This window comes from Aquimarina sp. ERC-38 (assembly GCF_026222555.1).
Lineage (GTDB): Bacteria > Bacteroidota > Bacteroidia > Flavobacteriales > Flavobacteriaceae > Aquimarina.
Genome location: NZ_CP098511.1, coordinates 3,882,973 through 3,904,725, shown reverse-complemented (window position 1 = coordinate 3,904,725; position 21,753 = coordinate 3,882,973). Strand labels below are relative to the sequence as shown.

Genomic DNA, 21,753 nt, shown 5'->3' with positions numbered 1-21,753 from the left:
AACTTTATCTTTGAACTATAATGAAAATAATAGATACCTCCGTTATAATTAGCACGTATAATGCTCCCGCATGGTTAGAGAAAGTACTTACTGGGTACAATAACCAGACCTACAGATCATTTGAAGTGGTTATTGCTGATGATGGTTCTAATTTTAGAACTACTAATCTTATTGAGAAAATCAAAAAAAAAGTTTTCTATCCTATTAAACACGTATGGCAGGAAGATTCCGGATTTAGAAAAACAAAGATTTTAAATAAGGCTATTCAACAATGTAATTCATCCTATATTATTATGAGCGATGGGGATTGTATCCCCAGAAAAGATTTTGTAGCAACACATGTAGAATATCGGGAAAAAGGATATTTCCTATCGGGAGGGTATTTTAAATTACCCATGGATATTTCTAACCAAATTACTAAAGAAGATATCTACCTGGAACGTTGTTTTAACTTAAAATGGTTACGTGATAATGGATTACAACCATCATTTAAAAATAATAAGTTAAATTCCGGCTCTGTAAAAGGTTTTTTTCTAAATACGTTAACTCCTACTAATGCCGCTTGGAACGGACATAATGCTTCTGGCTGGAAAAAGGATATAATTACTATTAACGGTTTTGACGAGCGTATGGAATATGGCGGTGAAGATCGGGAGTTAGGTGAGCGTCTGTTAAATTATGGTATAAAATCTAAACAGATAAGATATTTAGCCGTTTGTATACACTTAGATCATGAAAGGGGTTACGTGCGTGAGGATGCTTTAGCTAAAAATAGGGAAATTAGAAATCTAACTAAAAGAGAAAAATTAGTTACTACACCCTACGGTATTATTAAGAATTATCAGATTGCTCAGGGAATTGCTTCTTAAGAAAAGCTTTCAGGGCTGGTAAAATCAGTTCTGGTGAAAGCTCCTTGTAAAGATGAGAACTTAATTTTCTGGCATTTTTTTCGGATTTATCAATAAATAATTCAGGTTTAAAATCTTTAAGATGAATAGAAGTATGTTCTTCTTTATCTTCAAAGGTCGCCCAGGTTGTTCGTTCTACATAAGGGGAGTAAATAGTAAAAGTAGGCTTGCTAAGGGCTTTAGCAATATGAACGGTTCCACCCTCATTAGCAACTAATAGGGAACATTGATTCATAATTACAATAAATTCCCTAATATCTTTACCGATTAAATCAATGTGTACATTTTCTTTTCTTTGAAGACTTTGGTAGATTTTATCTACTTTACTTTTTTGTGATGGAATGTAGTTAAATAATATACTTACCGGATATGCAGTCATATAATCAACAATAGAAACAATATAGGGTAATGGAAGTGATTTAGAAGCATTACTACCCAGTACGCCAATCATTACAACTGGTTTATTTGAGGGAATATTATATTGTTGAAGAAGTTTTTTTCCTTTAATTACTTCCTCATTTAGTACAAATAATTTTGGAAAAGGATCCAGGCTTACCTTAGTACTAAAACTGCGTAAAAGGTTTAATCGATCATCTATCGCTTTCCCGTAAGTTGAATTTCTTTCTTCTAGAATAGGTATTTGATGAGTATAAGCAAATGGGAGTACCTTCTTTTTAAAGGCGACCCGCATTTTAGCTTTACTTAGTAGGGATATAAATTGACTTTGAATTTTAACATAGGGATCAACTACAATATCAAATTTTTCTTTTCTAAACTGTAACGCTATTTTAAAAAGGTTTTTTAAATTTTTAAGCTCTTTATTTTTAACCGTTACAACTCGATCAATATTCGGATTATACCATAGTACAGGTGCCGCGTACGGATAGCAAAAAAAAGTAATATGAGAATTGGGATAAATCTGTTTTAGATTATTTGGAATAATTGAAGCAATTAGGACATCTCCAATTCTTTTATTTTGTATTATTAGAATCTTCTTCATATATGGTATCTTCGCTAAAATATACTTTTTTTAGTATAAAATATAGTATGAAAGAACATTTCATTATACATCCTGATTATGAAATATTTAGAAATGATATAACGTCATGCATTGTTAATTTTTCAAAAGATGGGAAGTTAATTTCAGATGGAGACCGTAATGAAATAAAAACATTTCATATAGGTAATTTGACCATAACTATCAAAAAATTTAAAAAACCTAATTTTATTAATAGTTGGATTTATAGCGTATTTAGACCTTCTAAAGCAAAGCGGTCTTATGAATATGCGGTGAAACTAGATTCTTTAGGGATTGATACACCTCAAGCAATAGCTTATATAGAAAGTTATGATCCGTTGTTAAAAGATAGCTATTATATTTGTAAGTATATCGATTATGACTACGACTTTCGGGTACTTGTCCATAACCGTTTATTGAAAAACAGAGACCTTATTTTACAACAATTTGCTGAATTTACTTTTAAGATGCATGAGGCACAAATTAATTTTCTGGACCATTCGCCAGGTAACACACTAATCGTTAAAAAATCAGAAAAAAAATATAATTTTTATTTGATAGATTTAAACCGAATGCGTTTTGAAGTGATGGATTTTAAAAAACGTATGAAAAACTTTAGAAAACTATGGATTTCTCGTCATATGGTTAGTGTCATTGCGAATCAATATGCAAAACTTTATCAAAAACCTTTTGCTGAGGTGTACACTACAATGCAAAGATTTAGTAAAACCTTTCAAGATAAACGAAACTTAAAAACCAGGAGAAGAAGAAAATAGTTTTTTAAGAATTAAAGGAAAGCTTTTAAAATTTTTAGGTATGATTAGTAGTAAATTAAGGATTAAAACCGTTTAATTTTCAGCTGTTTTTAATTTATAAAGAATAGTTTAGTTGTACAATTATACTGCAATTACAGTCTTGCTTAAAACAATGTGTATTACAATTTAGTCTACTAGTGGAACCGAATATTATTTAAATTTATCTCATTTAAATCACAAATCCACCTATATAAATTATAAATGAATTTGTGATTTATTCCCTTGTATTTTAATTAAATTTTTAGGTAATATGAACTAAAAATATTATTCCTATTTACAATTGACTTCAGTTATAGTCATTGTTTTAAACCGCAACATTATGCTCCCGTAAAGCGTCGTTAAGAGAGGTTTTTTTATTGGTGCTTTCTTTACGTTTTCCAATAATTAGTGCACAGGGCACATTATAATTACCTGCAGGAAATTCTTTTGTATAACTACCAGGTATCACTACGGATCTGGCAGGTACAACTCCCTTGCGTTCAACAGCTTGATCCCCGGTAACATCTATAATTTTTGTGGAAGCAGTAAGTACGACATTAGCACCTAAAACAGCTTCTTTTTCAACTCGTACACCTTCAACTACAATACATCGGGAACCAATAAAAGCATCATCTTCAATAATTACCGGAGCGGCTTGCAAAGGTTCTAAAACCCCACCAATACCTACACCGCCACTTAAGTGGACATTTTTACCTATTTGCGCACAACTACCTACGGTAGCCCAGGTGTCTACCATGGTACCTTCAGCTACATATGCCCCTATATTAACGTAAGAAGGCATAAGAATCGTTCCTGGAGAAATATAAGCTCCATGACGGGCTACAGCATTTGGTACTACCCGGATACCTTTAGCTTCATATCCTTTTTTTAACGGAATTTTATCGTGATATTCAAAGATACCAGCCTCCAATGTTTTCATTTTTTGAATAGGAAAGTATAAAACCACTCCTTTTTTTACCCATTCATTTACTTGCCAACCCGTCGCAGTAGGCTCTGCTACTCTTAATGTACCTTCATCTAATTGAGAAACTACTTCCCGGATAGCATCCTGCGTTTCTTTTTCTGATAGTAAGTCCCGGTTTTCCCAAGCTTTCTCAATGATAGTTTGTAGTTGATTCATTATGTATTTTTTTGCAAATATAAATAATATGTAAAGTCCACATAAGATTTTATGACAAACCTGAAATTAATAGTTTTTACAACAATATTTCAGTTTTGTATATGAATTTACCTGTGAAATCAGCGTGTACTGTATCGTTCTATAAATTTGATCAGTACATAAATAAAATAAGTAACCCCGATCATTTCCAGAAGTTCCTCTACAGTATACATGAAAAATATAGGTAATGTACGGTATAAATTATAATCAGCAATGTTGTAGGTGTCCTCATACCATCCTGAAATCATTTCAAGTCCTACTGCCCCTAATACAAAAAGTCCTCCGGCCATCATAAAACCATTTCGAGTACTAGCAGGTAGTTGCAAAAAAGGGCGTAATAATAGAAAAGAAAGAATAAGTAATACGGAAACATACGGGATAATCCATGCGTAATAAAATATACCGGATGTATCCAAAACTTTAGAAGTAGCCTGACCAATTTTCTCGTGAATCCTTAATAATTCATCTAAGCCCAGAAATAAAAATAGGATGCCTAGAATAACCCAAAACACAGTTTTTTTTCTAATACTTAGAGGTAAACTGGCAATTCGAAATAAAAGAAGGGATGCTATAAAATGTAACAAGGTTGAAAAAGTAGACGGTACATTTTTCTCTTTGTTGAAATTGAACTTTTTAAAAAAATAGTCAGAAGTTGGCAAGTTATTTTCATAAAAATATACGAAACTAACTATATGTAATACTGTTAATACTACAATTATTGATAACAAACCGTACAACACTTTTTTAGAGGATAAACCAAACATTATAATATCAATTAGTAGTTCAACATTACAGATTTTATAAATGAATTACTAATTTTTAACTTTAATTACAAATATAACATTAGCAACATTTCAGGTATTAAGGCGTAATGTGATAAAATGATATGATACATTTATTATTTTAAAAGAAACAGGTTTTTATTTTAAAGATAAAGGAGAGTATTAAATTAGTATAATTAAAATCATACTTTTGCACAAAGAAAACATGGGTAGGATATTAGCGATAGATTATGGAAGTAAACGATCAGGAATAGCGGTCACTGATGAGTCTAAGATCATAGCCTCAGGATTGACAACCGTGGCTACATCACAATTACAGCAGTGGATAGAAGACTATGTAAAAGAGGAAGAGGTGGAAACTCTAATTATCGGAGAACCTAAACGAATGCATGGAGTTGCATCTGATATTGAAACTTTTATTAAACCATTTATAGTAAAGCTGAAGCAGGTACTACCTTATTTGAAAATAGAAAGAATAGATGAACGTTTTACCTCAAAGATGGCGTTTGATATGCTATTGCAAAGCGGAGCTTCTAAAAAGAAAAGAAAAGATAAAAAATTAATTGACCAAATAAGTGCTACCATTATCCTTCAGGATTACCTGAATTATAAAAAGTAAGTCTTATAATTATATAGCGATTTTATGATATTACCCATTGTTGCTTATGGAGATCCGGTTTTAAAGCGGAAAGCTAAAGATATTGAAAAGGAGTATCCTAAACTACCGGAACTGTTGGAGAACATGTTTGAAACCATGTACAATGCTTATGGAGTAGGCCTGGCAGCTCCACAAATTGGTCTTCCAATCCGAATTTTTCTGGTTGATACCAAGCCATTCTCAGAAGATGAAGATTTATCTACCGAAGAACAAAAGGCACTAAGTAATTTTAAAAAAGTGTTTATCAATCCGGTAATGTTGGAAGAATCCGGTGAAGAATGGTCATTTACTGAAGGCTGTTTGAGCATTCCGGATGTTCGTGAAGATGTCATACGTCATAGTACTATTAAAATTAAGTACCAGGATGAAGATTTTAAGGAGCATGTTGAGGAATATGACGGATTAATTGCCCGAGTGATCCAGCATGAATATGATCATATTGAAGGCGTGCTGTTTACCGATAAACTATCCAGCTTAAAACGTAGATTGATTAAAGGAAAACTAACTAATATTTCTAAAGGAAAAGCAAAAGCAGAATACCGGATGCGTTTTCCGCAAGTGAAAAAAAGATAAACATTTTTAAAGGCATGAATAGTATATCTAATAATAAAATGAATGTTTTAGTAAAGAAGACTTTATATTAGGCATACACGTTTAGTTAAATATTCTGTCTTCTCAAACAAAAAAATATAATATGAGTTTAGATAAAATTTTAGCAATCTCAGGAAAACCAGGATTGTACGAGTTAAAAACACAAACCCGAACCGGTTTTGTAGCAGAATCCTTAACGGATAAAAAAAAGATGTCAGTAAACTTACGGCATAACGTAAGCATTTTAAGTGAGATTGCTATTTATACGTATACCGAAGAAGTACCACTTCGAGAAGTCTTTTTAAAAATTCAGGAAAAAGAAAACGGAGAAAGAACTATCAACCACAAAGAAAATAAAAAAGTCCTAGAGGAATATTTTAGAGAAATCCTTCCGGAATATGATGAAGACCGTGTGTACGGTAGCGATATTAAAAAAGTAATACAATGGTATAATTTATTAACCGATAGTAAAATTACCGATTTTTCTGAACCTACTGAAGATAAAAAAGAAAGTAAAGAAACTGTAACAGTTTCAGAGGAAGAAGAATAGAATCAAATGAATTGTAAAAGTTTAAAGCTTTTAATCAATTGACTTCCTTATAATAGTATGTGACCTATAGATTTAACACCTATTTTAATAACAAACCAAATTTTTTGATCTGTAAGCGGTTAATAACTTTTACTTCTTTGTACTTTTGCGCAAAATCTAATTTAGATCATAATCGTAGTTTATAGCAATGGCTAATACTAAATATGTTTTTGTCACCGGCGGAGTTTCTTCTTCGTTAGGTAAAGGAATTATTGCGGCTTCTTTAGCCAAACTGTTACAAGCACGAGGGTATCGCGTTACTATTCAGAAATTCGATCCGTATATTAATGTAGATCCCGGAACGCTGAATCCTTACGAACACGGCGAATGTTACGTGACAGATGATGGGGCTGAAACAGATCTGGACTTAGGGCATTACGAACGTTTTTTAAACACACCTACCTCACAGGCAAATAATGTCACTACCGGTCGTATTTATCAAAGCGTGATAGAAAAAGAACGTAGAGGCGAATTTCTTGGAAAAACCGTACAGGTAGTTCCTCATATTACCAATGAGATTAAAGAACGTATTAAGATTTTAGGTAAAACCGGAAACTACGATATTGTTATTACGGAAATAGGAGGTACAGTGGGAGATATTGAATCCTTACCTTATATTGAGGCCGTTCGCCAGTTAAAATGGGAATTAGGGGATACCAATGCTTTAGTAATTCATTTAACTCTTATTCCATTCTTATCAGCAGCAGGCGAATTAAAAACCAAACCCACCCAACATAGTGTAAAAACATTGATGGAAAGCGGGATCAAAGCAGATATTCTGGTCTGCCGGACGGAACATGAATTATCAGAAGATTTACGAAGAAAACTGGCCTTGTTTTGTAATGTAAAACAAGAAGCAGTCATTGAGTCTATTGATGCATCCACAATCTATGATGTTCCTAACTTAATGCTGGAAGAAGGCTTGGACAAAGTTGTTTTGCAGCGTTTGGTTTTACGAGATGATGATGAACCTAATTTGGATAAATGGAATAGTTTTCTACAGAGACATAAAAATCCTACTTGTGAAATTACCGTCGGCCTGATCGGAAAATACGTAGAACTTCAGGATTCATACAAATCTATTCTGGAAGCATTTATTCATGCAGGTGCTGCTAATGAAGTAAAAGTTACCATTGAAAGTATACATTCCGAACACCTGGAAGATCAAACCATTTCACAAAAAATAGCACATCTGGACGGGGTACTGGTGGCACCTGGTTTCGGAGAGCGGGGGATTGCCGGTAAAATTAAAGCAGTACAATACGCCCGTGAACATAAAATTCCTTTTTTCGGAATTTGTTTGGGGATGCAAATGGCAGTAATTGAGTTTGCACGTAATGTGTTGAACTTACCAGAAGCTTGTTCGGTAGAAGTAGATGATAAAACTGCTTTTCCGGTCATTAGTTTAATGGAAGAACAAAAAACCGTTACAGATATGGGCGGTACCATGCGTCTGGGTGCCTGGGATTGTAAATTAGTGCCCGGTAGTAAAGTAGCAGAAGCATACGGAGTAGAAGAAATATCAGAGCGTCATCGCCATCGTTATGAATATAATAACGAATATAAAGAAGCCCTGGAAAATGCCGGTTTGCAAACTACCGGAATGAATCCTAAAACCGGACTGGTAGAAATCATAGAAATTGCAGATCACCCCTGGTTTGTAGGAGTACAATATCATCCGGAATATAAGAGTACAGTAGCTAACCCGCATCCGTTATTTGTAGCCTTTGTAAAAGCCGCAGTACAACAATCTACTAAAAAAGTAAATACTAAAGTGTCTTGAAATTTGAGAACACTTGCATAGTTGAAATAATACTAAATAGAAAAGGCAAAAGCCTATAAGTTAGAAATAGATTAATGGAAGAAAAGAAGTTTGACTTAAATACGGTCATTGGTTTTGTATTGATTTTCGGAATTATGATTTACATGCTATATGTAAACAAACCTTCTGAAGAAGAACTTGCCGCCGAAAAAGCAAAACAGGAACTAGTTGAAAAACAAGATGCCAAAAAAGCAAAAGTAAGTCCTGAAACACCTCAAAAAGCAGAAACGGTATTAGTTCAGCCAAAGGACTCACTTGGATTAGTAAAAGCTAAAGAACAGCTGGGCGCTTTTGCTTACTCAGTAACTTTGCCTTCGGCTAAAGAAACCTTTACTACCATAGAAAATGATGTTTTACAGCTTAAAATTAATAACAAAGGGGGGTATATTCATGATGCTATTTTAAAGAAGTTTAAAACATATGATTCCGTACCTGTATATCTAATCCGTAATGGGGAGAATGCCAGTTTTAACCTGACACTAAACACTACAGATAACCGGATTTTACAAACTGAGAACCTGTATTTTGAACCGTCTCTTTCTAAAAATGGAGAAAACCAGGTACTTTCTATGAAATTAAAAGTATCCGAAAGTCAGTTTTTAGAATACCGCTACGAGATAAACCCCGGGAATTATATGATGGACTTTAGTATAAAATCCAAAGGTCTGGATAACGTTCTCGTAAGCAATCAACCGGTAGTATTGCAATGGAATTTGCAAGCGATCCGTCACGCAAAAAGTGCTTCGTATGAGAACCGCTATACCGATATACATTATGAATATGAAGATGGAAAAGACGATTTTACCGGACAAAGCTCCCTTGACGATGACGAAGAAGCAGATATAGCCTGGATTGGTTTTAAACAACACTTTTTCGTTTCTATATTATTAACAGATACTCCTTTTGAATCAGCCAAGTTTACTTCCAAAAATATAGTTGCTGATACGGAGGAAAGTGATAAGGATATTAAATACTTAAAAGAATTTTCGGCAACCGCACCTTTAGAAATTAAGGGGGGTGAACTAGCCTATAATATGAACTGGTATTACGGACCTACGGATTATAAAATTTTAAATGATTATGATCGTAACCTAGACGAGATTGTTCCTTTAGGATGGGGGATATTTGGCGTTATCAATAAATATGTATTTATTCCCTTATTTACTCTTTTAAGTAGCTTTATCTCCTCTTACGGTCTGGTAATTATTTTAATGACCATTCTGATCAAAATTTTATTATCCCCGGTACAGTACAAACAGTATTTATCCCAGGCTAAAATGAAAGTGCTACGACCGGAAATTGCTGCAATCAATGAAAAGCATAAGGATAACGCCATGAAAAAACAACAGGAAACCATGGCATTGTATAGTAAGGCAGGGGCAAGTCCGATGGCAGGATGTATTCCATCCTTGATCCAACTACCTTTATTATATGCGTTATTTAGCTTTTTTCCCAGTGCCTTTGATTTACGCCAAAAAAGCTTTTTATGGGCAGATGATTTGTCCAGTTATGATACGATTGCAAAATTACCTTTTGAAATTCCTTTTTACGGGGATCATGTCAGTTTATTTCCGATTCTAGCTTCCATTGCCATCTTTATCTATATGACCATGACTACAGGGCAAACCATGCAAACCCAACAACCGGGGATGCCCAATATGAAGTTTATCATGTACCTGTCTCCTTTGATGATGTTAGTGTTCTTTAACAATTATGCCAGTGGGTTATCACTTTATTATTTTGTTTCCAATTTAATTACAATTGGAATTATGTTAGTAATCAAAAACTTTATTATTGACGATGAAAAAATTCATGCAAAGATCGAAGCCAATAAAAAGAAACCAAAAAAACAAGGAAAGTTCCAGCAGAAAATGAAAGAACTCATGGAACAAGCTGAACAACAAAAAGCCAAAGGAAAACGCTAATTGTTTGTTGCAAATTCAAAATTAAAAGCACAAGGCTTACTAGGTTTAATAGACCCCAAAGGTTTCAAAACCTTTGGGGTCTCTGCTTTCTACATCTAAACATTTGTTTTTGGAGGTTATAAGGCAAGATGATCTTGACAACGAAAAAAATTCATGCAAAGATCGAAGCCAATAAAAAGAAACCAAAGAAACAAGGAAAGTTTCAGCAGAAAATGAAAGAACTCATGGAACAAGCCGAACAACAAAAAGCCAAAGGAAAACGCTAGTTGTTTGTTGCAAATTCAAAATTAAAAGCACAAGGCTTACTAGGTTTAATAGACCCCAAAGGTTTCAAAACCTTTGGGGTCTATGCTTTCCACATCTAAACATTTGTTTTCAGAGGTTATAAGGCAGGATGATCTTGACAACGAAAAAAATTCGTTCAAAGATCGAAGCCAGTAAAAAGAAACCAAAAAAACAAGGAAAGTTCCAGCAGAAAATGAAAGAACTCATGGAACAAGCCGAACAACAAAAAGCAAAAGGAAAACGCTAGTTGTTTGTTGTAAATTCAAAATTAAAAGCACAAGGCTTACTAGGTTTAATAGACCCCAAAGGTTTCAAAAACCTTTGGGGTCTTTGCTTTCTACATCTAAATCTTTGTTTCCAGAAGTTATATCTAAAGAATATTCAGGTTATTTAATGTTGATCTAGCTATAGGATAATCGTAATCAAACTTTTATACTTACAAAGCTTATCAGCTATAAGCTTAACCTAAGTTAAAACGAATAATTGACCTAGTTAATAGAGAATTAAATAATAAAAACCAGTCAAGCAACCAATTTAGAAGCAAAAACCCCCAATTTCTTAAGAAATTGGGGGTTTAAAAGAAACATATTTTAAAATCTATAATTCTGGTAAGATCACTCCATTTACAACATGAATAACACCGTTGATCGCTTGAATATCTACGAAATCCGTGTTAATTTCAACAGGATCTTCATTGTCAGATCCCTGAACCGTTGGTGGGTTAGCTACAATAGTAACATCTCCGTTTAAAGTACCAACATCTCCTTCAACATCGGCTAACATGCTAGACCTAACATTAGCTCCAGAAATTACATGTGCTTGTAAGATAGCTGCAACTTGTGCTTCATCAGTAGGTACGCTAATCGCTGCAAAAGCATCATTAGTAGGAGCAAAAACTGTAAAAGGAGGATTAATACCATCACTTTCATCTGCAGTTCTACTTAAAATAGAAGGAAAATCCGTGCTTGGTGTTAATGTAGTTAAAGCAGCTACCAATGTAGAAAGATTTTCATTTGCAACGGCAAATGTAGCAACTGTTGGTAAAGTAATAACTTCATCAACTTTATGAATGATTCCGTTGGTTGCTCTAATATCTGCTGTCATTACAGTAGAGATACCGTTAAAAGTAACGCCACCCTCCGTAGTAAAATAAATACTTAAGGCCGGATTATTCATGGTATCGCTATCTCCATCATCATACGTAGCAGCGGTTGTATCATAACCATTACCAGCAGTTGTAAGAGTTTCTGCAGTTAGTATTTTTCCTGCAATTACATGATTTAATAAAACAGGTCTTAATTGTTCGGCTGTAAGATCATCTAAACTAGCAACATTCAAATTGTCTAATAAATTAGCAAATGCCTGATTCGTTGGAGCCAAAACAGTAAATGGTCCTGGACCATTTAGAATTCCAACTAAGTCTGCTTTTTCTAGAGCTGCTACTAAACTTGATAAATCCTCATCACCGATAGCTGTTTCTACAATAGTTCCGCTAATATCCGGATTCCCACCGTTTCCATCGTCATCGTCGCTACAAGCAGCAACTCCTAATACTAAAGCTGCAACTATTGCGTACTTTTTAAAATTTGAAAAAATCGTCATTGTTATGAGTTTTAAGTTAAAAATTATTCATCACTCTAAGATAACGCTATATTTTGTTATATCTTACACCTTATTTAGTTAAACAATAGTTAATCTGTTAATGAATGATTCCTTACTGTCTTTTATAAATGATATAACGATTGAAAAGAATTATAACTAAAAGACAAGCAGGTCAAGAAGAATAGCAGCTTTATCAAATAAAAGTGTAATAGAACAAGATGAGAAATTTCAAACAGGGAGTTTAAAGATGTCAATTATCTGCCAATACAGTTTTTAACTGTAATAAGCATTTTTTGAAGATTAAATCTTAATTCTTTCATAGATATGAATAGTGTTTTAGTAGCGTACTTTTGATGAGCTACTATTACACTGCTGAACTTATCTTAATGAAGAATACGAATCGTGGTCAGTAGTTTGTTGTGACCTTAGTTATTAGTTTAAGAATTAGCTATACATTAGAAATGTAATACGAAAAACCCCAATTCTGTTAAAATTGGGGTTTTTAAATAGATATTTTAATTTATTTTAAAGCTCAGGTAAGATCACTGAATCAATAATATGAATTACACCATTAATACCAGTTAAATTTGCTGTTGTTATATTGGCTGGTTCACTGTTTCCAGGTCCTAGCACTGTTGTATCTCCGGCATTTATGGTAATATCGCCGTTCAAGGTAGTTACATCTCCGTCTACTAAATCTTCAGCTCTAACGATAGTATCACCAATAATATGTGCTTGTAAAATAGCTAGTAAAGTTTCTGACGGAACATCATCCAATGAATTAAATCCTAAAGCGGTTAACGCGTTACTAAAAGCTTCATTTGTAGGTGCAAAAAGAGTTAGTTCGCTATCTACATTAAATAAAGCAGTAGCTAACCCGGATTGTAAATCTGAGTCCACTTTCGCAACAGCTGCTAACAAACTTGAAAAATTATCAGAATCTGCTACTGCAATAGTGGCAACTCTAGGTAAATTAAGAACTCCACTTATCTTATGAATAATTCCATTACTCGCCTCAATATCTGCTTCCAATACATTAATACCATTAAAAGTAACTTTATTTTCAACAGTATTAAAAAATATGCTTAAAGCGGGATCGGTAGTAGTATCATCTCCATCATCATAAACTGCAGCAGTATTATCGTAACCACTACCTGCTTCAATTAACGTTTCTGAAGTCAATTCTTTATCTAAGATCACATGATTCAACAAAAGAGGTCGTAAGATTTCTACGGGTACTTGACTTATACTGTCAACATTTAAATCTGTTAATGCAACTCTAAATGTCTCATCGGTTGGGGCTAATACGGTAAAAGGTCCGCTACCACTTAAAGTTTCGTCCAAGCCAGTTATTTGTAAAGCTTCTACTAAAATTGATAGATCTTCTTCTGCAATTGCAGTTTCTACTATATTAGGACCCACAGGATTGTCGGTATCATCCTCACTACAAGAGGTAACACCTAGTACTAAGGCTGCTACTATAGCATACCTTTTTAAATTTGAAATAATAGTCATTAGTTTTGAGTTTTATATTAAACTTTGTTCATCGCCGTAAAAGTAGTATATTATTTTATCATACGCTATACTTTTCCAAATTAGGTGCTAGCCATTCACTGAAAATGAATTTTAGACTTAATTTTTAGTCAGAATTTAATAATTAACTTAAAAAGAGGGGTTTTCTTTGAAATTTCACATTTTAAATGCAGTAATTTGATTAAAACTTCTTATTTATTTAATATTTAAATAAATTAGGTTGATTCCTAATTAAAATTTAGGTTTTACTTAAGTAATTATCAGTGTGGCGTTGTAATAAATAAAAGTTTACCAAACATAGTAAAATAGGGTGAATCTGAACTTTAAGGTATTTGGGAGTTGCTATTTTACTTTTTTAAAATAATTTGTTTTTAAACGTAAATATTATCTCTAATATTGATTTTCAATGTTATAGTAATTAGTCTTGATTTTTGTTTCCGGAAGCGATAGCTACCCGCTCGTCCTCAGGCGGATCTTGAATCTTTACCAGATACTAATGTTTTAATTAATTATTCTTGTAATAAAACATTATCAATCTTGTGAATAATTCCATTTACTGCTTGTATATCTGTAGATAAAATACTAACCAGACTATCATTACCCGGACTGCCAAGAGTTCGTTCGCTAGCAGCTACAGTAATATCTCCGTTTAGTGTGGTAAGAGTCCCATCCATTAGATCATCAGAACAAATATTCGCTCCTGAAAGGGTATGACCTAATAAAATAGGAGTTAGGATAGCCTCTTCCGGTACGGGTCCAAAAGTAGCAAACGCAGCCTCAACAGGTGCAAACAAGGTAAACGGGGCATTAAAACCGTCCGGATTATCTACGTTAGTTCGAGAGAAAATAGCAGTAAAATCTGTTCCGGGAGTATCATCAGTTAATGCTATAAATAAGGTAGTAAAATCCGGGTCAGCGGTAATAAAATCAGTGATAGCTGGCAGGGTGATCACCGCATCTATAATATGAATAAGCCCGTTAGGTGTTACAATATCAGGTGTAGTTACGGTTGCTTTTCCGTTAAAACGTACACCACTATTCGTATTATGATAAAGACTTAAAAACACATTATCTTTAGGAGTTAACTGAGATAAGGTCTGCGTATATCCATTGCCTTTTTGTATGATTGCTGTAGCTGTCAAAATGGAATCTACTACATGGTTTTTTAAAAGTGCTTCCAATGGGTCCATACCCGTACTTCCAGCAATTTCAAAAGCCTGATTTGTTGGAGCTAACAGCGTAAAATCTTTAGCATTAGAAAGTGTATCAATTAATCCGGTAGTTTTTAATCGGTTAAGCAATGTTACTAAGTCCGGATTAACCTGTAAAGTTGAAGTAAGTGTAGGTAAAGAAAGCAATCGGTCTACTTTATGAAGTGTCCCGTTTGCAGCAGTAACGTCAGATGTCACTACTGTAGTTTCGTTGTTAAACTTTAATCCGTTCGTAGCATTATAGTAAATACTAAGCCCCCGATTGTTGATAGTATCATTTAAAACTTCACTTTCAGAAGGAGCAATAGTATTTTCATATCCGGTATCCGTAAATTGTTCGGCAAGTAAATTCCCATCAATTACGTGATACAGGATAATTTGGGTTAGAAGTGCTACCGGTACGTCACTAATTTGATTATAGATATCATTATTAGTAAAAAATGTGTCAAAAGCAGCATTAGTTGGTGCCAGTAGTGTATAACTTGTAGTTCCGTTAAGTAGGTCAACCAGCTCTGTAGCTTGCAGAGCAGCAACCAGATCTGTCAGTTCAGGGTCATCAGCAGCCAGGGCAGCCAGGGTAAAATCCGTATTAGCTCTATTTGTATTGTTATCATCATCATCGCTACAAGCATAAAAGCCAAACAATAAAACAGTCAATAATGCTATTATTCTATATTTTGAAAAAGAAATCATAGTAATCGTATCTATAAAAGTATAAGTACAATAACGTATTAATTTGCTAGGATTATCAATCTTATTAAGTTAAAGAAACGTTAAGTAAATTTGATTTAACAAGAAAGAGTTACAAGAGCAAGAATGTTTACAGACAATAAATCCCCATTTATTATTTTAGTTTTTATACTTAAATATGTTTTTATAGCGTTTATAAGAAATGGTATGTTTTTTGAAAAAGCAAAGATAAAATTAAATAATATGATTTATAAATTCCCTGTGCTACTTTTGTTAATAAGTAGTAGTTTAACTAGTGTTTTTGCACAAGAAATAAACCAGTTTGATCAGGAAGGGAAAAGACATGGAATATGGCAAAAGAAATATGAAAATACCGATCAACTCCGATATGAAGGTACTTTTGAACATGGTAAGGAAGTAGGTGAATTTAAATTTTATAAACCCAGCAGCGGGTCACAACCTACAGCTACAAAACAATTTGTAAAAGACTCCGATACGGTAGTGGTTCAATATTATACCTCTAAAGGTACTTTAATTAGTAAAGGTCAAATGCTAAACAAGAAAAGAGTAGGAGACTGGACGTATTTTCATCAGGACGGAAAGGCAATTATGATGACAGAAAAGTATATTGACGGAATGTTAAACGGACCTCAAAAAACATATTTTGAAAATGGTAAACTAACTGAAGAAGCTGTATATGTAAATGATAAAAAAGAAGGAAAACGTGTAGTATATTCTGAAAAGGGAAATAAGTTAAAAGAGTTTACGTATGTAAATGATAAACTGGAAGGTCTTGCATCTTATTATGAACCCGATGGTACGCTGAGTATTGAAGGAGTATACAAAAACGATAAAAAAAATGGGGTATGGAAGTATTATGAGAATGGTAAGCTAAAAGAAGAAAAGACGTTCCCTTTAAAAGTTAAGAAGTAGGTTAGATAACAATTCTTCGTATTTTTGTATAAAAATTGGTTATGGGTAAGAGAGTGGTTGTGGGACTTTCAGGAGGGGTGGATTCCAGTGTTGCTGCGTACTTATTAAAAGAGCAGGGATACGAGGTAATTGGGCTTTTTATGAAAAACTGGCATGATGATTCTGTTACCATTTCTGATGAATGCCCTTGGCTTGAAGATAGTAATGATGCTTTATTAGTAGCAGAGAAATTGGGCATACCTTTTCAAACCGTAGACCTAAGCGAACAATATAAAGAACGGATTGTTGACTACATGTTTGCTGAGTATAAAGCAGGTCGGACTCCTAATCCGGATGTGCTTTGCAATCGTGAAATTAAGTTTGATGTATTTATGGACATTGCCTTTTCGTTAGGTGCTGATTTTGTCGCTACCGGACATTATTGCCGTAGGGATAGCGAAAGTATTGACGGGACTACAGTTTATAAATTACTATCAGGAAAAGATACGAATAAGGACCAGTCTTATTTTTTATGTCAATTATCTCAAAAACAGTTAAGTAAAACCTTATTTCCGATAGGAGAACTGGTAAAGTCTGAAGTTCGTAAAATTGCAGCCGCACAAGGTTTGATTACTGCTGAAAAAAAAGATTCTCAAGGATTATGTTTTATAGGCAAGGTGCGCTTACCGGATTTTTTACAACAACAACTTAAACCAAAAGTCGGTGATATTGTAGAAATACCAGCTGATAACTCATTATATAAAAAAGAAGAATTAAACTTTGACTCTCCTGCGGAAAAGTATAGGTTTTTAGCAAAAAAATATCAATATAATACCATTTCAGGGCAGAAGGTAGGAGAACACCAGGGCGCGCATTTTTTTACCAAAGGGCAACGAAAAGGCCTGGCGGTAGGAGGTACTCCCGAACCCTTATTTGTCATTGAAACTGATGTAGCTTCCAATATTATATACACCGGGCAGGGAAAAAGTCATCCCGGTTTATACCGAAAAGCACTTTTTGTTAAAAAAGAAGAAATACATTGGGTTCGGGAAGATTTACAGTTAGAAATTGGTCAGGAATTACAGGTGAAAGCCCGGATACGTTATCGCCAACCTTTAGAAAATGCATTATTACATTTTTCTGCAGAAGGATTGTATGTTGTTTTTGAAAACCCGCAAAGTGCTATTACAGAAGGTCAGTTTGTAGCCTGGTATAATCAGGATGAATTGCTAGGTTCCGGAGTAATTTCGTAAATTACAGAAATTATTACTATTTATTAAAATTAATACTAACACAAATTATTTAATATGGGTTTGTAACCAATTTCGCCATTTAGCTTTAAAGCATAGTAGCCCTTTTATCTAACGGGAATATTGGAGGAAAGATGTCTACAAAAATTAGAATTTCAATTCTTAACTTTCTATATATAGGAATAGAACTACCAGCGAAATTTGTTGTAAATCTCTTAAAATCAAACTTATGAAAAAATTTATTTTACTTGTTTTATTTTGTTACAGTTCTTTAAGCTTTGCTCAGGTAGAAGACGCATGGATTTATTTTCAAGATAAGCCAAATGTTCAGGATGCCTTAGCTCGACCTTTGTCCATCTTAACCCAAAAAGCTATTGATAGAAAAGCACGACACAACACTCCCATTGACCAACGAGATGTACCGGTAAATGAGAAATATGTAGCAACAATAAAAAATAGTGCTGGAATTACCTATTTAGCGAAGTCAAAATGGTTTAATTGTGTATACGTACGCGGAGAATTAGATGCTATTCAAGAACTGGCCAACCTTACCTTTGTAGAAAGTATTGATTATGCAGATAACTCCCTAGATGACGGTATGGTAAAGAAGCCAGTAATTACTAAGAAAAACGACCAGTATGATAAATTTAAACTAGAAAAAAAAGCTAATTTTGATTACGCTACTTCAGAAGCGCAAACCCTTCAGATAGGTGTCGATCAATTGCATAAACAAGGATATACCGGTAAAGGTATTACCATAGCGGTTATGGATTCTGGTTTTCCGGGGGTAGCTACCAATTCTGTTTTTGAACAAGCGCGAACTGAGGGAAGGTTGCTGGAAAGTTATGATTTTGTTAATCGAAGTACTGATGCCTTAACAGGTAATAGTCATGGGGCACATACATTTAGTACCATTGCCGGATTTGTAAACGGTCAATTTGTAGGAACAGCCCCTAATGCCAGTTATCATTTATTTATCACCGAAGACGGACCTACGGAAGGTCCTATGGAAGAATCTTTATGGGTAGAAGCAGCAGAAAGAGCAGATAGTTTGGGGGTAGACGTTATCAATACTTCTTTAGGATATTCCAATGGTTTTGATAATCCAGCTTATAATTATACTCCTTCTGATATGGACGGAGAAACTACCTTTATCTCGAGAGGCGCTAATATAGCTTTTGCCAAAGGAATGTTAGTGGTGGTTTCCGCAGGAAATTCCGGTGGGAATAATTGGGGTATTATTACTGCTCCTGCTGATGCACCTGGGGCTTTTTCTATAGGCGCCGTTACTGGTAGCGGAAATCGTTCGGGATTTAGTAGTACTGGACCCACGGCAGATAATCGGATAAAACCTGATGTGGTAGCCCGAGGAAGTGCCACTACTATTGTTCGTGCTAATGGAGACCCGGGAGTTAGTAGTGGTACATCTTTTAGTAGTCCTATTATAGCAGGTGCGGTAGCGTCTTTATGGGAAGCATTTCCTGATAAGACCAATGCTGAAATTATGCAATTGGTAAGGGCCTCTGCCAGTCAGTTTGCTAATCCTGATAATCGATTAGGATATGGTATCCCAAATTTCGGAAGCATTGTAGAGACTCTAAATACGGTTACAAATGAAGTAGCTAGCCTCTCTTTATATCCTAATCCGGTAAAAGATATTATATATATATCTAACCCAATAAAGAATCAGGTTAAAGCCAGTATATATGCTTCGGATGGTAGGTTGGTAAAAAAAGTTTCTTTTACTAATAAAGAATCAATCCTACTTTCGGATTTGACCTCCGGATTATACATGATAAAAATTGAAGGAGCATCACAATTCTATCAGACTAAGTTTATCAAACAATAATGAATCGGATTACCTCCCTTTTCCAAATCAAGTATCCTATTGTACAAGGTGGAATGGTTTGGGCAAGTGGATGGAAATTGGCAAGTGCGGTAAGTAATGCCGGAGGATTGGGTTTATTAGGAGCTGGTTCAATGTATCCTGAGATTTTACAGGAACATATAATCAAGTGTAAAAAGGCAACTGATAAACCCTTTGGGGTGAATGTACCTATGCTATATCCTGATCTTAATGCTTTGTTTAATATAATAATTAAAGAAAAGATACCCATTGTATTTACTTCAGCAGGAAATCCTAAAACCTATACAAACTATTTAAAACAACGGGGCATTATCGTAGTCCATGTAGTTAGTAATTTAAAGTTTGCATTGAAGTCAGTAGAGGCAGGCGTGGATGCTATAGTAGTAGAAGGTTTTGAAGCCGGCGGACACAATGGGAGAGATGAAACTACGACCTTGGTTTTGCTATCAACCATTGCTGGTAAAGTTCTTATCCCAGTACTCGCTGCCGGAGGAATTGCAACCGGTTCGGCTATGTATGCTGTAATGTCATTAGGTGCAGATGGGGTACAGGTAGGTAGTAGATTTGTAGCAACTCCCGAAGCTTCGTCACACATACGTTTTAAAGACGAAATTATAAAGGCAAAAGAAGGTGACACCCAACTTACCCTGAAAGAATTAGCTCCCGTCCGGTTGCTAAAAAATAAGTTTTACCAGGAAGTACAGAAATTATATCAAAAAGGAACTACCAAAGAAGAATTATTGAACTTACTGGGTCGCGCACGGGCAAAAAAAGGCATGTATGAAGGGGATATAGAAAATGGGGAGTTGGAAATAGGACAGGTTTCCGGGTTGATACATGAATTAAAGCCTGCCGGAACTATTGTAGCAGAAATGATAAGCGAATATAAGATGACACAAAAAAGAATGTCATCTGTCAAGTTTTAAATTATGAACTCAAGAACTCAACAACTAGAAGCCTTTGATCGTTTATTAACCATTATGGATGAATTGCGTGAACAGTGCCCCTGGGATGAAAAGCAAACTATGCAATCACTACGGCATCTTACTATCGAAGAAACTTACGAATTAGGAGATGCCATTTTAGACAATAATAAAGAAGAAGTAAAAAATGAATTAGGAGATTTACTTTTACATTTGGTTTTTTACGCGAAGATCGGAAGTGAAACTAAAGATTTTGATATTGCTGATGTAGCTAATGCTATTTGCGATAAGTTGATTCATCGTCACCCTCATATTTACGGAGATGTAGAGGTTGAAAATGAAGAGCAGGTTAAACAAAACTGGGAACAACTGAAACTAAAGGAAGGTAAGAAAAGTGTATTAGAAGGCGTTCCTAAAAGTTTACCTGCACTGGTAAAAGCAAGTAGAATTCAGGATAAAGTGGCAGGAGTAGGTTTTGACTGGGAGGCTTCTCATCAGGTATTAGACAAAGTCAAAGAAGAATTGGAAGAATTGCAAGAGGAAGTAAAGAACAATGACAAGGATGCGATTGAAGCGGAGTTTGGTGATGTTCTTTTCTCTATGATTAACTACGCCCGATTTTTAAAAATTAACCCGGAAGATGCTTTGGAACGAACGAATAAAAAATTTATCAAGCGTTTTCAATACCTCGAATCCAAAGCAAAAGGAAATCAGAAAAGCCTAAAAGATATGACATTAGCCGAAATGGATGTGTATTGGGAAGAAGCCAAAAGGTTGTAAAATTTATATGCTAGATTAAACAGAATTCACTTCTTATCTAAGAATTATTTATTTGAAAAAAAATCCGTCATGAAAAATCACGACGGATCTAGATCTAATTTTAGAGGAATAAGATCAGTTACCCTTAAATAGTAACAGGTTGGAAGTTCGTATTATCTTTGTGTCTTTCAACGAATAATACGCTATTACTATCTCAATATAATTTAACACATAAACACAATATGTTAGTTAAATATAAAACTATTTATTGAATAATTTATATAATATTAACTAAATCGAGCTGTTATTTTTAAAATTTTAAAGCAATAAGTAAAAATTATGTTGAAACCGTAACTTATTGGTTAATTTACATTAAAATTATTTCATTTAAAGGAAGAAGTAATTTTCTCTATTTTATCAGGGAAAAATTTTATTTACTTTCAAATGCATATCA

Annotated in this window: 20 protein-coding genes; 14 read left to right on the top strand and 6 right to left on the bottom strand. The window is 34.2% G+C overall.

The window, feature by feature from the left end; genetic code table 11:
* The first annotated feature begins 20 nt into the window (after positions 1 to 20).
* Positions 21 to 869 carry a glycosyltransferase family 2 protein gene (locus NBT05_RS16260; protein ID WP_265770958.1) on the top strand — a complete coding sequence of 283 codons (849 nt, stop codon included), beginning with the start codon at positions 21 to 23 and terminating at the stop codon, positions 867 to 869.
* On the opposite strand, the gene NBT05_RS16255 is transcribed toward NBT05_RS16260, so the two are convergent.
* Complete coding sequence (locus NBT05_RS16255) at positions 832 to 1,908, bottom strand: glycosyltransferase family 9 protein (RefSeq protein ID WP_265770957.1); 1,077 nt, start codon at positions 1,906 to 1,908, stop codon at positions 832 to 834. The two genes, NBT05_RS16260 and NBT05_RS16255, sit on opposite strands and share 38 nt — an antisense overlap.
* A 47-nt stretch (positions 1,909 to 1,955) precedes the next feature.
* Between NBT05_RS16255 and NBT05_RS16250 the strand changes: the two genes are divergently transcribed.
* Positions 1,956 to 2,702 carry a lipopolysaccharide kinase InaA family protein gene (locus NBT05_RS16250; protein ID WP_265770956.1) on the top strand — a complete coding sequence of 249 codons (747 nt, stop codon included), beginning with the start codon at positions 1,956 to 1,958 and terminating at the stop codon, positions 2,700 to 2,702.
* A gap of 343 nt (positions 2,703 to 3,045) precedes the next feature.
* On the opposite strand, the gene NBT05_RS16245 is transcribed toward NBT05_RS16250, so the two are convergent.
* Complete coding sequence (locus tag NBT05_RS16245; protein ID WP_265770955.1) at positions 3,046 to 3,861, bottom strand: 2,3,4,5-tetrahydropyridine-2,6-dicarboxylate N-succinyltransferase; 816 nt, start codon at positions 3,859 to 3,861, stop codon at positions 3,046 to 3,048.
* Positions 3,862 to 3,980: 119 nt separating this feature from the next.
* On the bottom strand, positions 3,981 to 4,412 hold the full coding sequence (locus NBT05_RS16240; RefSeq protein WP_265770953.1) for a hypothetical protein: 432 nt from the start codon (positions 4,410 to 4,412) through the stop codon (positions 3,981 to 3,983).
* 475 nt (positions 4,413 to 4,887) lie between these two features.
* On the opposite strand from NBT05_RS16240, the gene ruvX reads away from it, so the two are divergent.
* From ruvX to NBT05_RS16205, 7 genes are all read left to right on the top strand, one after another.
* Positions 4,888 to 5,301 (top strand): Holliday junction resolvase RuvX, encoded by a 414-nt coding sequence (gene ruvX / locus NBT05_RS16235; protein ID WP_265773259.1) that lies wholly within the window; start codon positions 4,888 to 4,890, stop codon positions 5,299 to 5,301.
* Positions 5,302 to 5,325: 24 nt separating this feature from the next.
* Positions 5,326 to 5,913, top strand: coding sequence for a peptide deformylase (gene def / locus NBT05_RS16230; protein WP_265770952.1), 588 nt, complete (start codon positions 5,326 to 5,328; stop codon positions 5,911 to 5,913).
* A gap of 121 nt (positions 5,914 to 6,034) precedes the next feature.
* On the top strand, positions 6,035 to 6,481 hold the full coding sequence (locus tag NBT05_RS16225; RefSeq protein ID WP_265770951.1) for a DUF5606 domain-containing protein: 447 nt from the start codon (positions 6,035 to 6,037) through the stop codon (positions 6,479 to 6,481).
* A gap of 187 nt (positions 6,482 to 6,668) precedes the next feature.
* Positions 6,669 to 8,303: a CTP synthase gene (locus NBT05_RS16220; protein ID WP_265770950.1), complete on the top strand. Its 1,635-nt coding sequence runs from the start codon at positions 6,669 to 6,671 to the stop codon at positions 8,301 to 8,303.
* Positions 8,304 to 8,377: 74 nt separating this feature from the next.
* Positions 8,378 to 10,267, top strand: coding sequence for a membrane protein insertase YidC (gene yidC, locus NBT05_RS16215; protein ID WP_265770949.1), 1,890 nt, complete (start codon positions 8,378 to 8,380; stop codon positions 10,265 to 10,267).
* Positions 10,268 to 10,401: 134 nt separating this feature from the next.
* Entirely contained in the window at positions 10,402 to 10,533 is a 132-nt protein-coding gene (locus tag NBT05_RS16210) for a hypothetical protein (RefSeq protein ID WP_265770948.1), read from the top strand.
* Between the two features lie 134 nt (positions 10,534 to 10,667).
* Positions 10,668 to 10,799, top strand: a complete 132-nt coding sequence (locus NBT05_RS16205) for a hypothetical protein (RefSeq protein ID WP_265770947.1) — start codon at positions 10,668 to 10,670, stop codon at positions 10,797 to 10,799.
* A gap of 350 nt (positions 10,800 to 11,149) precedes the next feature.
* On the opposite strand, the gene NBT05_RS16200 is transcribed toward NBT05_RS16205, so the two are convergent.
* The 3 genes from NBT05_RS16200 to NBT05_RS16190 form a co-directional block, all read right to left on the bottom strand.
* Positions 11,150 to 12,154: a fasciclin domain-containing protein gene (locus NBT05_RS16200; protein WP_265770946.1), complete on the bottom strand. Its 1,005-nt coding sequence runs from the start codon at positions 12,152 to 12,154 to the stop codon at positions 11,150 to 11,152.
* 525 nt (positions 12,155 to 12,679) lie between these two features.
* On the bottom strand, positions 12,680 to 13,669 hold the full coding sequence (locus NBT05_RS16195) for a fasciclin domain-containing protein (protein ID WP_265770945.1): 990 nt from the start codon (positions 13,667 to 13,669) through the stop codon (positions 12,680 to 12,682).
* A gap of 527 nt (positions 13,670 to 14,196) precedes the next feature.
* Positions 14,197 to 15,591, bottom strand: coding sequence for a fasciclin domain-containing protein (locus tag NBT05_RS16190; RefSeq protein WP_265770944.1), 1,395 nt, complete (start codon positions 15,589 to 15,591; stop codon positions 14,197 to 14,199).
* A gap of 240 nt (positions 15,592 to 15,831) precedes the next feature.
* Here NBT05_RS16190 and NBT05_RS16185 point away from each other — a divergent pair, with 240 nt between their 5' ends.
* From NBT05_RS16185 to mazG, 5 genes are all read left to right on the top strand, one after another.
* Entirely contained in the window at positions 15,832 to 16,521 is a 690-nt protein-coding gene (locus tag NBT05_RS16185) for a toxin-antitoxin system YwqK family antitoxin (RefSeq protein WP_265770943.1), read from the top strand.
* A 41-nt stretch (positions 16,522 to 16,562) separates the two neighbouring features.
* Positions 16,563 to 17,753 carry a tRNA 2-thiouridine(34) synthase MnmA gene (gene mnmA, locus NBT05_RS16180; protein ID WP_265770942.1) on the top strand — a complete coding sequence of 397 codons (1,191 nt, stop codon included), beginning with the start codon at positions 16,563 to 16,565 and terminating at the stop codon, positions 17,751 to 17,753.
* Between the two features lie 226 nt (positions 17,754 to 17,979).
* Positions 17,980 to 19,599 carry a S8 family serine peptidase gene (locus NBT05_RS16175; protein WP_265770941.1) on the top strand — a complete coding sequence of 540 codons (1,620 nt, stop codon included), beginning with the start codon at positions 17,980 to 17,982 and terminating at the stop codon, positions 19,597 to 19,599.
* On the top strand, positions 19,599 to 20,543 hold the full coding sequence (locus NBT05_RS16170) for an NAD(P)H-dependent flavin oxidoreductase (RefSeq protein ID WP_265770940.1): 945 nt from the start codon (positions 19,599 to 19,601) through the stop codon (positions 20,541 to 20,543). The genes NBT05_RS16175 and NBT05_RS16170 overlap by 1 nt, the downstream gene beginning before the upstream one ends.
* Positions 20,544 to 20,546: 3 nt before the next feature.
* Positions 20,547 to 21,320, top strand: a complete 774-nt coding sequence (gene mazG / locus NBT05_RS16165) for a nucleoside triphosphate pyrophosphohydrolase (protein ID WP_265770939.1) — start codon at positions 20,547 to 20,549, stop codon at positions 21,318 to 21,320.
* Positions 21,321 to 21,753 lie beyond the last annotated feature (433 nt).